Genomic DNA, 15,650 nt, shown 5'->3' on the forward strand with positions numbered 1-15,650 from the left:
AAGAGCTTGATGCGTCGGGCTCTTTTTTTATTAACTTCTAATCATAGGTACAACTAAAATTAGATATGATAGTTTTTGCTTTTAAATAAAATAATTTTTGAATCTTAGAAATTTTATATATTAATATGGTAAAGTTTTTATAAACTTTACGGAAAAAGGCATACACAAATGATAAACACCATTTTAACATCAATATTTTCATACAATCCCAAAGACTGGCTTTTCCTGTTATTTCTGCTTATCCTTGCTGCCATTACCGTACATACTATTTCCTGGTGTGGAAGTGTATTACACAGTGTCACCAATAGTGGAAGACCGTATGCGGTATTTACATTTCGCGCGGATCAGAACAAAGGAATGTCAACAAATATTTTAATGAATATATTGATTCCTAATATCGTTTTGATCTTTCTGTCAATGTTTTGCTATCACGTGAAGGAATTGGCCTTTGGCAGAAAATTCTTGATTGTTTACGTGGTAACATATTATATATATCGTGCATTTCTTATTTGTATTTTACTGAACAGAAGAGAATTATATAATGTTCGATATGAACTTTTTAATGCGGTATTGGGAATCGGAGCAGCCTGTTTTCTGATTAAGTATTTTCTCTGCGAACCGGAAAAAGTATTTATACCGGCTTCTGAACTTGTGAGTGAATTCTGGCTCGTTGTAATTGCTGTGGTATACAAATTTATGACCGTTTTTCTTGATAAAGTGTATACACAGAAAAAGGTCGTGAATGAATCAAGACTGGACAAATATATCAGTAATCGATTTAATTATTTTTACAAGAAGTATAAAGATATTATTCAGATTACGGAAAACGATAACCGGATCTGGATTTTGCTTTTTTCAATCATGATTTTTGAAAATTATAACAGAGGCAGATTTAAAAGAAAACTGGAGAGAATTAAAGTACGGTCGGGAAGACATACAACAGTAGGAATCATGCAGGTGGAATCAGATGCAGATTTGACAGATGAAGAGTCGATCAATCGGGCATATTTCAAATTAAAAGATGAAATTGTGATGGGGAATATTGTGACGGATGACGAAGGTGAGATCAATCACTATGCATTTCAATATAATCCGGATGAAGATTATGCACGATCTATCACTTATATTTACCAGAGGCTATGCGGTTATCTGAAGACTACACAGAGATTTTATATTGCCTTTCATCTGGAGGATCATCCGGAGGAAGAGTACCCGGTTGATCTTCCGGATGAATCAATGATGAGCTTTGGAGAGCCTAAGAGTTATCTGACGTTTGATGATGTTAGGAGACTGACGGGATTATCAAAAAAGGAACTTAAGAAAAAGCTGAAAGAGAAACAGATTGTGGCAATGTATGATGAGGACGCAGTTCGGCAGGCATTTGATGAGGATATTTGTTAACTTCCAACTGTTTCGGCAGCAATTAGGGAACTTGAGAAAATCGAAATGATAAGACAACTGGATAAGATATACCGATTGGATCATGCAGTGTCAAAAAACACAAAAAGTTGTGCTGAGTGCATATGGAAAAATTTTTAGAAACAAAGGGCCTTCTTGTAGAAGCTGAAGACTATGTGGAGAAGGCTATACAGGACACGGAGGAGTTATCATTTGATTAATAAATCGGTATATCTTTAAAACGAGTCGTAAAAATACTGGAAGTTAACAACACGGTCTTTTTTGAAGGTCGCCATATAGTTTGTGATGGAAATAAAAGAAATGGAGCGTGAGAAAAATGAATTTATCAAAAATACATCATGTTGCAATCATTGTATCTGACTACGAAGTAGCTAAGGATTTTTATGTAAACAAGCTGGGTTTCGCTGTCATCAGAGAAAACTATCGCCCGGAGCGCAAGGACTGGAAACTGGATCTGCGTGTTAATGAACACACGGAACTGGAGATTTTCGCTGAGGAAAACCCGCCGAAGCGTGTAAACCGGCCGGAGGCCTGTGGTCTGCGCCATCTTGCGTTCTGCGTTGATAGCGTGGAGCAAACGGTGAATGAGTTGGCAGAAGTCGGTATTGAATGTGAGCCGATTCGGATTGACGATTATACCGGAAAGAAGATGACTTTCTTCCATGACCCGGACGGGCTGCCGTTGGAACTGCATGAGTAAAGAGGTAGGCAAAATGATATTCCGTAAGGCAGAAAAAGAAAGAATGAAAACAATCTACTGTAAGCAGAGAAATATGCTATATAGAACAGCTGTTTTGAGATTGCAAAAAAATATCAGAGCATTAAAAAATTCAGCTTGCAACAATAGAATTCTCATGCTAATCTAATACCACGCAGTCATCATTCTGATGAACTGCAAAAAGATCTATGAACCAAATCGGTAATTATTCAATAAGCTCAGATTTTCGAGCAGATAATCCGATGACAACCCAAAAAGATGAATATTGTTTGAAGATTATGTGATGGAGTAAGTTTCTCAAATATCTGATTTTAAGGGGATAGTTACTTCCATAGAAAACTATCTTGTGTTAAGATAAATATAACTTTAGAATCCTCTTCTTCAGGCAATCATTCGTTGCACAGAAGAGAGGAGAATTCTATGAAAGAAAACAAGAAAAGTGTATCAACTAAGAGCGTATCATCACATTGTAAAGAATCGAAAGAGGAGCAGGAAGACTTTATCATGCTTCCAACGGTAGATTTCTGTTTCAAGGAATTGATGCAGAATGATAACATCCGCAAGAATATTATCGCAGCACTATTGAACGTTCCATCCGGTGAGGTAGAGAACACGGAACTTATGCCTACGATTCTCAGAAAAGAATCGAAAGATGATAAGTATGGGATTTTAGATGTCCGGGTGAAACTGAAGAATGGAGAACAGATTGATTTTGAGATGCAGGTAGAAGCATTTGATTGCTGGGCAAATCGTTCTGTTTATTATCTAAGTAAGATGTATACAAGTGAAATAAAAGAAGGCGAGGGATACGATTGCTTGAAGAAGTGTATCCATGTGAGCATTCTTGCATACGATCATTTTCTAGATGATAAAGAGTGTTATCGGAGAATTGCATTTTGTGATACAAAGACAGGAAAAGAGTATACAGATCTTATGGAGATGCATATCTTAGAATTGTCAAAACTTCCACCGGAAGAGAAAAATGAGACAAGCCTGTTACAGTGGATGCGCTTTCTTGGAGGAAAAACCAGAAAGGATTTTGAAGAAATGGCAAAGAAAAATTCTGAATTGGAAGAAGCATATGACGTGTTGGATAAATTAAGCGCAGATGAAAAGAAGAGGTTAGAATACGAGACAAGACAAAGAGCGATTAGAGATTACAATATAGGAATGTTAACCGCAGAAAGACGAGGAATTGAGAATGGACGTAAGATTGGGATAGAAGAAGGAAGAGCAGAAATCAATCAATTAATTCTCGAACTGTCAAAACTTGGACGTACAGAAGACATTACAAAAGCGGCGGCTGACAAAGAATATCAGAGAAAACTATTGAAAGAGTTTGGGTTACATTAAACAATTATGAAGTCGGAGAGCTTTTTAAGAAGCATGAATATCTCATGGAAAGCCCTGTGCTGAATGCAGAAGAAAAAAAGAAGTTTGATGACATTCGGTATGGACGAGCGGGGAAGATCGAAGTAATGCGTTCGCTTCAAAAAACTTGCTGTTATTACTGGCTGTCTGAAAATTGCAAAGGAAAGCATTTTCGCAGGTACAAACAATTTTTCGAGACAGAAGTTTCTAAGTGGTTTGAGGATAGTTCTAAAAAATGGAATAGAACGGAATTTATAAAAAGCGTTGCCTGGTAAAGAAAAAATAATAAGATAAACAAAAAACAGGAGTCGCTGCGTACAACACGGGTAACGCAAACCGACTCCTGTTTCATTTTTTCACTTAATCACCAATATCAGTATGTCCCTGTTCGAACTCCCATTGGAGACCGTATTTGTCAATAAAGTAGAAATACCGCACTTCACTGAGGATTTTAGCTGTCTGCTGTTTCCTTTCATCCATTTCTTTCATATCCTGATCGAAGAAATGAACTTCATCCGGATAGGTCTCGCTGATTTGGAATACTTGATAATCGTCAGTTTCATTGATCAGTCGTGTGTCCGGCATGGATTTGATATGTAAAAAGGCTTCATCAATGTTCGTGATTTTCAGTGCTACATGACGTGCACCGCTGACATCGTTGGCAGCGAAGAAGACAGGTTCTTTTCGTCCTTCCGGTGAATGGTACTGCATGAGTTCCAGTGTCAGTTTTGTGCCTGGTACATTTACAAAAGCGATAGAGACATCGCCGTCTGCCGCTTCTTTGACAAATCCGCCGGCTTTAAAGAAACCTTCGTTTCTCCAGTGGGACAGGTAATGATCCGGTACAACGCCCAACAGTTTCTGGTAATAGTCAACCGCCTCCATCATATCATCCACGAAAATACATACATGGGATAATCCGGCGAATTTTGGCATAGCAGCCTGTACATTTGAGTTCATCATTTAAATCAGATCCTTTCTTCATAAATTTGGGTCACAATGAGTAACGATCCCAAGAATGTTTTATTATGTGTAAGTATAAAAGAAAAATGCAGAAAAAACGCGTTCCTTTCGTGAAACCGTGTTTTTTCTGCGTGAAATAATGATCTGATTTTTCTGCAAAGATCAGCAGTTAAGGATGACGCATGCTGTCAGAATACCGTCTTCCATCTGATAACGGATATTTCCATCGTATTTATCAATAGCCATCAGGATACTTTCTATCCCGGTTCCTTTTGGCTTGATGATATCATCTTCGATCACAAGATCCGTTTTACAAGGGTTACTGCACACGATCACAAGTTTCTCCTTTTTCATGCGGAGGTTTACTGTGATCTCATCCCGGTAACCGCATTCGATACATCCGTTTACAGCATTTTCCAGAAGATTTGAAAGGATCGCAACAAAATCCATATCTGCAATTGTTATATGCTCTGGTGTATCGGCAGTTATAGAGATCGGAATTCCTTCTTTCTGTGCTTGATTATAAAAGTTGTTTAAAATGGCGTTGGCTGTAATATGTGGGCAAAAATCAATCTGACTTGCCACATCCAGGCTTTGGATAAATTCTTCTATATAATGTATCGCTTCTTGTGGCTTCTGTTGTTTCAGAAGCAGGTCAATGTTTTGCATGTGATGTCGAAAATCATGACGCATGGCTTTGGCGGTTGATGCATGTTCTTTGGCCATGGCAAGCTGTCCTTGCAGGTATTGTACATTTTGAGTGATCAGTTCCATCTTCACTTCGGCATTCATGTGTTGGATCGTGCCAAATACAATCCACAGTACTGCACAATAAATCATCATGGTTGTGATAAACAGGATCATCTGTTCGACGGTATGACCATCACGCATGAGGAAGTTGATAAGCGTTGCAAACACGGTTAAAAACAGAAAGGACACGAGGGAAATAGAGTACCAGGTCCGTTTTCTGTCTCCGGGCACTGTACGCATATAAGGACGCGCAAACCACAGATACAGCAGGACTGCAGGAACATTCAACAGTATTCGTACCAAGCTTCGTATGTACATCTGTTTTACAATGGATAAATCCGGAAATAATCCATCACAGATCAAAATAGAAAGGCAAATGATGATGCAGAACAAATTTGCATAAGTAACGATCAAAAATATTTTTTTGCTGAAACTATCAGATGAAGTATATAGGAAAAGTAGAATTGCTGGCAGGATGGTTCCGACAAATGAAAATGGAATCACATACGGAGAGTCTTTGCCAAGCAGGGAATATGCAAGTATGGACCATACAGTGAAGAATATAGCGTAAAGTCCATAGAGCAGAACCGTTTTTTTGATCGGATATTTTCGTTCTGTCATAGAAGCAAACCAGATGATATGTGCTACAACAGTGAGTATTGAGGTAACAGCCAGATGATTCATTGTATCATTACATCTCCTTCAGAGTGATCGAACTGCTGCTGAGTTCGGAATTGATAATTTGAGTATACCGTATCGTTAAGGGGATGTCCACTTTATTATTTTTCTAAAAATGATTGGAAGAGTCAGATTTATAGTGTATGATAAGAATGCAGGGTTAAGCTGTCAGAATTTACAACAGGAGGTTTACATCATGGAAAAAGCAAAGGTATATTATACTGATTTCCGGGCGAAGCTTGGCGAAGGTCTTCCAACGAAGCTGAAACGTCTGATGAAGAAAGCAGGAATCAGTGAGATTGATATGGAAAATAAATTTGTGGCGATCAAGATGCATTTTGGAGAGATGGGGAATATCAGTTATCTTCGTCCGAATTATGCCAAGGCGGTTGTTGATGTCGTGAAGGAGCTTGGGGGAAAGCCATTTCTTACAGATTGTAATACACTATATCCGGGTAGTAGAAAGAACGCACTGGAGCATCTTTACTGTGCATGGGAGAATGGATTTACACCGTTGAGTGTCGGATGTCCGGTGATTATCGGAGACGGCCTGAAGGGAACGGATGATATTGAAGTTCCGGTACAGGGAGGAGAGTACATAGAGAAAGCGAAGATCGGACGTGCCGTGATGGATGCGGATGTATTTATCAGTCTGACGCATTTTAAAGGGCATGAGACGACAGGTTTCGGTGGTACGATCAAGAATATCGGAATGGGATGTGGTTCCAGAGCCGGTAAGAAGGATCAGCATTCTGTTGGTAAGCCGACGATCGATCAGGAAGCCTGCAGAGGATGTAAGAGCTGTCTGAGAAAGTGTGCGAATGACGGCCTGATTTATGATGCTGATGCAAGAAAGATGTCGATTGATCTTGAACATTGTGTCGGATGTGGAAGATGTATTGGGGCATGTAACTTTGATGCAATTTCATTTATGGACAGTGCGGCAACCAAGGTATTGAACTGCAAGATGGCAGAGTATACAAAGGCGGTTGTGGATGGAAGACCGAACTTCCATATTTCACTGATCGTTGATGTATCACCGAACTGTGACTGTCATCCGGAGAATGATGCACCGATCCTTCCGAATATCGGTATGTTTGCCTCTTTTGATCCGCTGGCACTGGATCAGGCGTGCGCAGATGTCTGTCTTAGCGCGACACCGTTGCCGCACAGCCAGCTTGCAGATCGTATGGAAGAAGAGAATTTCTGCGATCATCATGATCATTTTGAGAATACAACACCGAATTCAGAGTACAAGACTTGTCTGGCACATGCAGAGAAGATCGGTCTTGGAACAAGAGAGTATGAATTGATCTATATGAAATAAATGTCAGATAAAAGAAGTATTGTAGTAAATGGTTACTGTTCACTCCCGTGTCAATCACTTCGCTGATTGACACGGAGGATGTGTGTTTTGACTTGAATGCATCTCGCCCCATCGCCAAAGGCGATTTAAAATGGCGAGATGCGTTGCTGGTCACACATCGTGTGAACAGTAACAGCAAATGAGCTTTACAATAAAAATGTTTTAGGAGGAATTAAAGATGAGTGAATTAAGAGTTGAGAGAAAAGAAAACATGGCTGGTGGAAAGGGACACGTTATCATCAAGCACATTCTAGAAGAGAAAGAATTAAACGGAAAGTGCAAGATGTATGCAGAAGTCACACTGGAACCGGGATGTTCTCTTGGATATCATGAGCATCACAACGAGAGCGAGACATATTATATTCTTCGTGGGGAAGGAAATTATGATGACAATGGACGTATCCGCCCGGTGAAAGCAGGAGATGTGACATTTACACCGGATGGAATGGGACACGGACTGACGAATACAGGGGATACAGATCTTGTATTTATGGCGCTGATCATTTTGGATTAATGCATGGCATTTTTTGAAACTGACCTGTAAATTTTAAAAGTGCACCCGGCAATGATTTCGTAATTGATTTCATTGCCGGGTGCACTTTTTGTAAAGGGAATATTGTGTTCTAATTGGAATTTTTGTATTTCCTGATCAGGCAGGAGATGACTCCGGCTGCACACAGTCCAAACAATACATTGTGGAGGGAACCGTATACATCAAGAGCTCCTTTTACTCCGTAAACCACTTCCGGTGAATCAGGGAGCAACGGGCTAAAGAGGAACGCAGCATAGGAAACCGCGAATACAAGGATAAAAGACCACAGGCCTCTTCCGGTATCTTCTCTCCAGCTGGAGACTCCGTCACGTACGCGGACGCGTGTCATTGACCAGAGAAGGGAGATGAATTCGAAGAACAGGAAGAGGGCAGCTACACATAAGTAAGCGGCCAGAGTCTGGGAAATCTTCTGTGTCTGGATTGCCTCCTGGATATCTCCGTACGGTGTGCTTGCACGGTAAAAGTTGTAGAGTACAAATGCTGTTGTGGCTAGAATTAACACAATAGAAAGCTGCTGAAGCAATGTGCTTGTGAGCCTTGATAATGCCTTTCCGCCTTTTTTGATTGGTGCGGCAAGTTTTACTCCGCCACCGGAACGTTTCCTGCCGGAGGAACGTCTGTCGTAGTCGCGATCATTATATGGATTATTATATGAATCATTATAAGGATTGTTGCGATTTGATCTTCTGTTGGAAGTGTTATAATCGTCCTCGTAATAATCATCCTCATAATCTGCATCATCATCTTCATAATCATCGTCATATTCAGGAAGTACTTCTTCGAACTGGCTGTCATCGGAATCGTTAAAGTTATCTCGGTAATCGTCTGCGTTCATAACGATCGTCTCCGTGTTAGAATCAGGTCTGTTTATTTGTTCTGTATCTTCAGAAGTATGAAAATTGATTTCCGGATCTTCTTCATATGTAACTTCAAAATCGTCATCGAAAATGTCTGAGAAATCATTCTTCGGGCTCATATCATTTACCTCACTTTCCATTTGAAACCATGTCATTGCATGTATCTCATTATGTTATAACGTTTTCCGTGTTTTCTCAACCCTTTCAAATATGAATTTAAAAATTTTTAAGATTTTCAGTGTCTGAAATATCTGTTATACTGGAAGGGCGATGTGATTGATAAAAATGCAGAAAAACAGAAAGCAGGGAAAAGAATGAACTTAATTAATATAGAACATATTTCTAAAATATATGGGGAGAAAGTGATTTTTGATGATGCATCGTTTGGTGTTCAGCAGGGGGATAAGATTGGGATTGTTGGGATTAACGGAACCGGAAAGTCAACTCTTTTGAAGGTGGTTGCGGGAGAGGAAGTGCCGGATGAGGGGCAGGTTGTTCGTCAGAATGGTCTGAAGATTGCTTTTGTTCCGCAGAATCCGACATTTCCGGAGGGGATGGATATCCGTTCCTACGCACTTCAGGATGCAGATGCGGAGAGCTGGCAGGTGGAGAGTAATCTGACGGAGCTTGGGATCACGCAGTGGGATCAGAAGATTGACACTTTATCCGGGGGACAGAAGAGACGTGTGGTTCTTGCGAAGATACTTGCAGGAGACTTTGATGTACTTCTTCTGGACGAGCCGACGAATCATCTGGATCAGGAGATGATTTCCTGGCTGGAAGATTATCTGAGATCTTACCGTGGAACTGTTCTTATGGTAACACATGACCGCTATTTCCTTGATCGTGTGACGAACCGTATCCTGGAGCTGAGCCATGGAAAGATGTATGGATATGATGCGGATTATTCCGGATTCCTTGAATTGAAGGCGCAGAGGGAAGAGATGGAGCTTGCAAGTCAGCGAAAGCGTCAGAGTATCCTTCGGATGGAACTGGAATGGGCGAAGCGTGGATGCCGTGCGAGAACGACAAAGCAGAAGGCAAGACTGGAACGTCTGGAAGCGTTGAAAGCAGGAAAAGCACCTGTGACGGATCAGACGGTGGAGCTTGATTCTGTAGAGACAAGAATGGGCAAGAAGACGATCGAACTTCATCATGTCAGCAAGCGTTTTGGGGAGAAGAAGATTCTGGATGATTTCAGTTATATTGTGCTTCGAAATCAGCGGCTTGGAATTATCGGACCGAACGGCTGTGGAAAATCTACGATTCTTAAGATGATTGCAGGTGTACTCAAGCCGGATGCAGGGGAGATTGAGATCGGCGAGACGATCAAGATTGGATATTTCGCACAGGAAGAACAGCATATGGATGATTCCCAGCGTGTGATCGATTATGTGAAGGATATTGCGGAGTATGTGACGACAAAGGACGGACAGATCAGTGCGAGTCAATTGTTGGAGAGGTTCTTATTTACACCGGATATGCAGTATGCACCGATCGGTAAGCTTTCCGGAGGGGAGAAGAGAAGGCTTTATCTTCTTGGTGTTCTTGCGGAGAATGCGAATGTCCTGTTATTTGACGAGGCCGGAAATAATCTGGATATCCCGACACTTACGATCCTTGAGGACTATCTGAATTCATTTACAGGAATCGTGATCACTGTATCACATGACAGATATTTTCTGGACAATGTAGTTGACCGTATCTTTGAACTGGATGGAAACGGCGGGATCCGACAGTTTGAGGGGGGATACACGGATTATGTAGAGGCGAAGAAACGCAGATTCGGAGAGGAAAGCAAAGCTATCACAGGAAAGTCTGAACTTAAGCCGGCAGAAAAGTCCACGGAAGAAGAGACACAGAAGAAAGGAAAGAACTGGAAGGACGGACAGCGCCAGAAGGTGAAGTTTTCTTTCAAGGAGCAGCGTGAATATGAGACAATTGATGAGGAGATTGCAAAGCTGGAAGAAAAAATTGCGTCTCTTGATCGTCAGATTGCCGCAAATGCAACGAATTCAGTGAAACTGCGTGAGCTGATGGAAGAGCAGGAGAAGGTAAGAGGGCAGCTCGAAGAGAAGGAAGAGCGCTGGATGTATTTGAATGAACTGGCAGAGGAATTTGGTCTGTGATGAAAAATCTCAAAAAAGAGGGTTGACAAAGCCGGTTCTAGTTGTTAATATTAAGTAAGTAAAAAACAGAACGCACTCTGTTTTATACAAATCATGGAAGGAGCGAACCAGTCATCTTAGTCAGTCATAATATTTTCGCTTCCTGAAGTGAGAAAGAGAGGATACATATGAGAAGTCAGGTATTTTCACTGCTCGTAGATAACAATTCAGGTGTTTTGAGCAGAATTTCAGGACTCTTCAGCCGTCGTGGATACAGCATTGACAGTATTACGGCAGGTATGACAGCAGATCCTAGATTTACAAGGATTACAATTGTTTCATCCGGTGATGAGCAGATCCTATCACAGATTGAGAAGCAGCTCCGTAAGCTGGAGGATGTTGTGGATATCAAGGCTTTGAAAGCAGAAGAATCCGTTTGCAGAGAGTTGATCATGGTGAAGCTTCGTGCGAATGCCGCACAGCGTGGGGAGATCATCTCGGTTGCAGATATTTTCAGAGCAAAGATCGTAGATGTGGAAGAAGATTGTCTGATCATTGAATTGACAGGTACACAGAATAAGCTGGAAGCTTTCCTGAATCTTCTGAAGGATTATGAGATACTCGAACTGGCAAGAACCGGAATTACCGGACTTTCCAGAGGCAGCAAGGATGTTGCATTTTTCTGATCCGGTCAGGATCGGAGAACCGCAGGGAAAGCTTGTGGAACAGATAAAGCTAGTAAAGGGCAAGACCTTTCACTATATAGGATACCCCCGAAGAGATCGGGAGCATTCTACTCTATATTTTAAATTCAATTAGGAGGAATGCAAAATGGCAGCAAAAATTTATTATCAGGAAGATTGTAACCTTTCTCTTCTCGAAGGACAGAAGATCGCTATCATTGGATACGGAAGCCAGGGACATGCACATGCACTGAACTTAAGAGAGTCAGGATGTGATGTTATCATCGGTCTGTACGAGGGAAGCCGTTCTTGGAAGAAAGCAGAAGAGCAGGGATTCAAAGTATATACAGCAGCTGAAGCTGCAAAGCAGGCTGACATCATCATGATTCTGATCAACGATGAGAAACAGGCTAAACTTTACAAAGAAGACATCGAGCCAAACCTTGAAGAGGGTAACATGCTTATGTTCGCTCACGGATTCAACATCCATTTCGGAACAATCGTACCGCCGAAGAATGTTGATGTTACAATGATCGCACCTAAGGCACCAGGACATACAGTAAGAAGCGAGTATCAGGCTGGAAAAGGAACACCTTGTCTGGTAGCTGTAGAGCAGGATTACACAGGAAAGGCTCTTGACAGAGCACTTGCTTATGGTCTTGGAATCGGTGGAGCAAGAGCCGGAGTTCTTGAGACAACATTCAGAACAGAGACAGAGACAGACCTCTTCGGAGAGCAGGCTGTACTTTGTGGTGGTGTATGTGCACTTATGCAGGCTGGATTCGAGACTCTTTGTGAGGCTGGATATGATCCGAGAAATGCATACTTTGAGTGTATCCATGAGATGAAGCTGATCGTTGACCTGATTTACCAGTCAGGATTCGCTGGAATGAGATATTCTATCTCTAACACAGCTGAGTACGGTGATTATATCACAGGACCTAAGATCGTTACAGCTGAGACAAAGAAAGCTATGAAGAAAATTCTTTCCGATATCCAGGATGGTACATTTGCAAAAGACTTCCTGCTTGATATGTCTGATGCAGGTGGACAGGTTCACTTCAAGGCTATGAGAAAACTTGCTGCTGAGCACCAGTCAGAGAAGGTTGGAGCTGAGATCAGAAAGCTTTACAGCTGGAGTGATGAGGACAAACTGATCAACAACTAATCAGTTGTCTGAGATTATAGAATAAGATAATAGAAGACCGGTACTTTCAGGTTAAGACTTGGAAGTGCCGGTCTTTTTCTCGCTCATGCGAGCATGGCTCGTATCTGTATCTTTAGAACTGCCTGGCTCTGAACGTATAACAAAAGGCGCATCTGCCATGACGGTAGCAGATGCGCCTGAAAATTCTATTCTCTATTTATAATTAAGCGATAGAGTCAACAGCTTTGGAAAGACGAGCGATCTTTCTGGAAACTGTTTTCTTGTGATAAACACCCTTGCTTCCAGCTTTGGAAATCTCAACGATTGCTGTGTGAAGAGCAGCCTTAGCAGCCTCTACATTCTTCTCAGCTACAGCTGTCTCTACTTTCTTTACAGCTGTTTTAACCTTAGATTTGATTGCTTTGTTTCTAGCAGCTTTTGTCTCTGTTACTAAAATTCTTTTCTTTGCAGATTTAATATTAGCCAATGTGTGCACCTCCAAAATATTCTATCATATGATTTTCAAATGTGATTCATGTGTTCAATAGACTCGGACACGGACGTTCTATCGAAACATACTCATTTATTCTAGTCCAACAAACGTGTTCTGTCAATACATATTTTACAAAAAAATGTTAAAAATAGGCTGTAATAAGACGAATTATGGTTACTGTTCACTCCCGTGTCAATCACTCCGCTGATTGACACGGAGAAAAGGGAGGCTATGATGAAAAATTACAGTGTGCGTACGGATCTTGCACTTGAGGAGAAGGAACGTTTTGCATCTGACAATGTAGAAGTGCAGGGAGTTGTTCTGGAGGAAGATTATGACGAGGAGAATGAGATCCGGCTGACCCGTGTGGTGATCGAGACGGAGAATGGAGCGAAGATCATGGGAAAACCGACAGGCATTTATCTGACACTGGAATCTCCGGATCTGGCATTGGAGGTGGAAGAAAATAGCAGGGTATTACAGGAACGGATCTGTGATTGCATCCGGGAATTGATTTTTCATAAAATTTCCTGTAAAGATGGAAAAGAATTAAAGATTCTTTTTGTCGGGCTCGGTAACAGAGCGGTGACACCGGATGCGCTTGGCCCTTATGTTGCAGATCATCTGGAGGTAAACCGGCATATAGTAAAAGAATACGGAAAATATGCGATGCGTAAGGAACAATTGATTGTTCTTAGTGCAATTGTTCCCGGCGTGATGGGACAGACGGGGATGGAAACGGCGGAGATTGTCCGTGGAATTGTCCATGAGACGAAGCCCGATCTGATCCTTGCAGTGGATGCACTTGCTGCGCGGAACAGCAGACGATTGAACCGGACGATCCAGATTGCCGATACAGGAATTCATCCGGGTTCCGGTGTTGGAAATTACAGGAATGCAATGACGGAAGAATCTCTGGGGGTACCTGTGATTGGAATCGGAGTGCCTACGGTTGTTGATGCGGCAACGATCGTCAATGATACGATGGAAAATTTCATCACTGCACTGGAACAGTCGCAGGCATTAAGGAGTACAGGAGAGATTTTGCGCTCTTATAGTGCGGCGGAAAAATATGAGTTTGTAAAAGAATTGATCTCCCCACATTTAAATGGAATGTTTGTGACACCAAAGGATGTGGATGAAATGGTTCATCAGATCAGTCATACGATAGCAGCGTCCTTGAATCTTCTTTTTTCTGATATAAATGCAGGAGAAAGTGAATAGAATGATAGAAATGAGCGGAAGGACTCTGCAATGCGTGTGTATAAGAAAAAAGCAATCCGACGTATGAAATGGTATGGGGTGATTCTGGTTCTGGCAAGTATTCCGTTAGGAATTGGGATGGGACGGTCATTGGAAGAGGGGAGAACGTTTTTATTAGAAGAAAGTCAGATTTGTGCGCAGAAATTGTACCTTCCGCTTTTTTCTTATCAGAAAGAACAAGGATCAGAAAGGGAAGAGATCTTCAGAATCCCACTTCATGTGTGGATGCCATTGGCAGGATATCTGGAAGATCAGACAGAAAAAAGGGGAAAGGAAGAACCGGCGGAAGTATTGGAAGATGATGAGACGATCGCATGGATTCTTCAGTGTCAGGCAAATGATGAACATGCGGTAGATGAAGAGGGAAAACTGGTCGGAGCAGAGCCGGAAACTCAGGAAAGTGCTGTAGAACAGCCGGTTCCTGGAATGGATCTTTCTATTGAGCGGCTGCGTGATTTTGAATATCTGACAAGCAATCTTTATACAATAGACAGTTCTACAATGATCGGACCGGAGCAGCTTAATGTGGATGATCTTTTAAACCGGAGTATGAAGATAGATCAAAGTACAGGAGGTCCGAAAATTTTGATCTTTCACACGCATTCACAGGAAGAATTTGCAGACTCCATACCGGGAGATCCATCTACAAGCATCGTTGGGATTGGGGAATATCTGACCCAGTTATTAAATGCGGATGGGATTGAGACGCTTCATGACAGCGGAGTGTATGATATTATTAATGGGAAGCTTGACCGCAGCAGGGCATATGAGAATGCAGAAAGTGCAGTGAGGCCGATTCTGGAAGCGAATCCGACGATTGAAGTTGCAATCGATCTTCACAGAGACGGTGTAAATGAGAATACACATCTGGTAACGGAAGTGAATGGAAAACCGACTGCGAAGATCATGTATTTTAATGGATTGAGCAGGACACGGACAAATGGCGATATTGCCTATCTGTATAATCCATATATCCAGGATAATCTGGCGTTCTCCTTGCAGATGCAGATTGCATCGGAACAGTATTACCCGGGATTTGCAAGGCATATTTATCTGAAAGCTTACCGTTATAATCTTCATCTGCTGCCAAAGTCTCTGTTGATCGAAGCAGGGGCGCAGACAAATACGGTGGAAGAGATGAAGAATGCAATGGAGGTGCTGGAACGGACATTAAAGAGGGTGCTCACAGAATAAACGGTTGTCGGACGGTTTCTGTCAGAAGAAGGCCAATAGAACATAGAACATAGAACATATGAGCGAAAAAGAAGTTGAAAATCAGAT

Annotated in this window: 14 protein-coding genes; 10 read left to right on the forward strand and 4 right to left on the reverse strand. The window is 41.6% G+C overall.

Annotated elements, in window-relative coordinates:
• The first annotated feature begins 168 nt into the window (after window positions 1–168).
• From ACZ47Z_RS07155 to ACZ47Z_RS07165, 3 genes are all read left to right on the forward strand, one after another.
• Entirely contained in the window at window positions 169–1,401 is a 1,233-nt protein-coding gene (locus ACZ47Z_RS07155) for a hypothetical protein (RefSeq protein ID WP_054751141.1), read from the forward strand.
• A gap of 334 nt (window positions 1,402–1,735) precedes the next feature.
• A complete protein-coding gene (gloA2, locus tag ACZ47Z_RS07160) occupies window positions 1,736–2,119 on the forward strand; it encodes an SMU1112c/YaeR family gloxylase I-like metalloprotein (RefSeq protein ID WP_054751142.1) in 384 nt (127 codons plus the stop codon).
• 438 nt (window positions 2,120–2,557) lie between these two features.
• Window positions 2,558–3,490 carry an Rpn family recombination-promoting nuclease/putative transposase gene (locus tag ACZ47Z_RS07165; RefSeq protein WP_054751143.1) on the forward strand — a complete coding sequence of 311 codons (933 nt, stop codon included), beginning with the start codon at window positions 2,558–2,560 and terminating at the stop codon, window positions 3,488–3,490.
• A 378-nt stretch (window positions 3,491–3,868) separates the two neighbouring features.
• On the opposite strand, the gene ACZ47Z_RS07170 is transcribed toward ACZ47Z_RS07165, so the two are convergent.
• Window positions 3,869–4,471, reverse strand: coding sequence for a VOC family protein (locus ACZ47Z_RS07170; RefSeq protein WP_015529069.1), 603 nt, complete (start codon window positions 4,469–4,471; stop codon window positions 3,869–3,871).
• Between the two features lie 162 nt (window positions 4,472–4,633).
• The gene (locus ACZ47Z_RS07175; protein WP_117568152.1) at window positions 4,634–5,905 is read right to left on the reverse strand and encodes a sensor histidine kinase; all 1,272 of its coding nucleotides are present in this window, start codon (window positions 5,903–5,905) and stop codon (window positions 4,634–4,636) included.
• A gap of 190 nt (window positions 5,906–6,095) precedes the next feature.
• Between ACZ47Z_RS07175 and ACZ47Z_RS07180 the strand changes: the two genes are divergently transcribed.
• Together ACZ47Z_RS07180 and ACZ47Z_RS07185 are read left to right on the forward strand one after the other, a co-directional pair.
• The gene (locus tag ACZ47Z_RS07180; protein ID WP_464526015.1) at window positions 6,096–7,226 is read left to right on the forward strand and encodes a DUF362 domain-containing protein; all 1,131 of its coding nucleotides are present in this window, start codon (window positions 6,096–6,098) and stop codon (window positions 7,224–7,226) included.
• 217 nt (window positions 7,227–7,443) lie between these two features.
• On the forward strand, window positions 7,444–7,779 hold the full coding sequence (locus ACZ47Z_RS07185; RefSeq protein WP_118106627.1) for a cupin domain-containing protein: 336 nt from the start codon (window positions 7,444–7,446) through the stop codon (window positions 7,777–7,779).
• 109 nt (window positions 7,780–7,888) lie between these two features.
• Here the strand turns inward: ACZ47Z_RS07185 and ACZ47Z_RS07190 are convergent, their stop codons facing one another.
• Window positions 7,889–8,794, reverse strand: coding sequence for a hypothetical protein (locus ACZ47Z_RS07190; RefSeq protein ID WP_464526016.1), 906 nt, complete (start codon window positions 8,792–8,794; stop codon window positions 7,889–7,891).
• Window positions 8,795–8,989: 195 nt separating this feature from the next.
• On the opposite strand from ACZ47Z_RS07190, the gene ACZ47Z_RS07195 reads away from it, so the two are divergent.
• From ACZ47Z_RS07195 to ilvC, 3 genes are all read left to right on the forward strand, one after another.
• Window positions 8,990–10,804 (forward strand): ABC-F family ATP-binding cassette domain-containing protein, encoded by a 1,815-nt coding sequence (locus ACZ47Z_RS07195; RefSeq protein ID WP_464526017.1) that lies wholly within the window; start codon window positions 8,990–8,992, stop codon window positions 10,802–10,804.
• 167 nt (window positions 10,805–10,971) lie between these two features.
• Window positions 10,972–11,469, forward strand: coding sequence for an acetolactate synthase small subunit (gene ilvN, locus ACZ47Z_RS07200; protein ID WP_015529074.1), 498 nt, complete (start codon window positions 10,972–10,974; stop codon window positions 11,467–11,469).
• Window positions 11,470–11,614: 145 nt separating this feature from the next.
• Window positions 11,615–12,634 carry a ketol-acid reductoisomerase gene (gene ilvC, locus ACZ47Z_RS07205; protein WP_015529076.1) on the forward strand — a complete coding sequence of 340 codons (1,020 nt, stop codon included), beginning with the start codon at window positions 11,615–11,617 and terminating at the stop codon, window positions 12,632–12,634.
• A 202-nt stretch (window positions 12,635–12,836) separates the two neighbouring features.
• Here ilvC and rpsT read toward each other — a convergent pair whose 3' ends face one another.
• The gene (gene rpsT / locus ACZ47Z_RS07210) at window positions 12,837–13,100 is read right to left on the reverse strand and encodes a 30S ribosomal protein S20 (protein ID WP_020436247.1); all 264 of its coding nucleotides are present in this window, start codon (window positions 13,098–13,100) and stop codon (window positions 12,837–12,839) included.
• Window positions 13,101–13,337: 237 nt separating this feature from the next.
• Between rpsT and gpr the strand changes: the two genes are divergently transcribed.
• Together gpr and ACZ47Z_RS07220 are read left to right on the forward strand one after the other, a co-directional pair.
• Window positions 13,338–14,330, forward strand: coding sequence for a GPR endopeptidase (gene gpr, locus ACZ47Z_RS07215; RefSeq protein WP_464526018.1), 993 nt, complete (start codon window positions 13,338–13,340; stop codon window positions 14,328–14,330).
• A gap of 30 nt (window positions 14,331–14,360) precedes the next feature.
• Window positions 14,361–15,563: a stage II sporulation protein P gene (locus tag ACZ47Z_RS07220; protein WP_464526019.1), complete on the forward strand. Its 1,203-nt coding sequence runs from the start codon at window positions 14,361–14,363 to the stop codon at window positions 15,561–15,563.
• Window positions 15,564–15,650 lie beyond the last annotated feature (87 nt).

The sequence above is a fragment of the Mediterraneibacter faecis genome, from assembly GCF_055383675.1.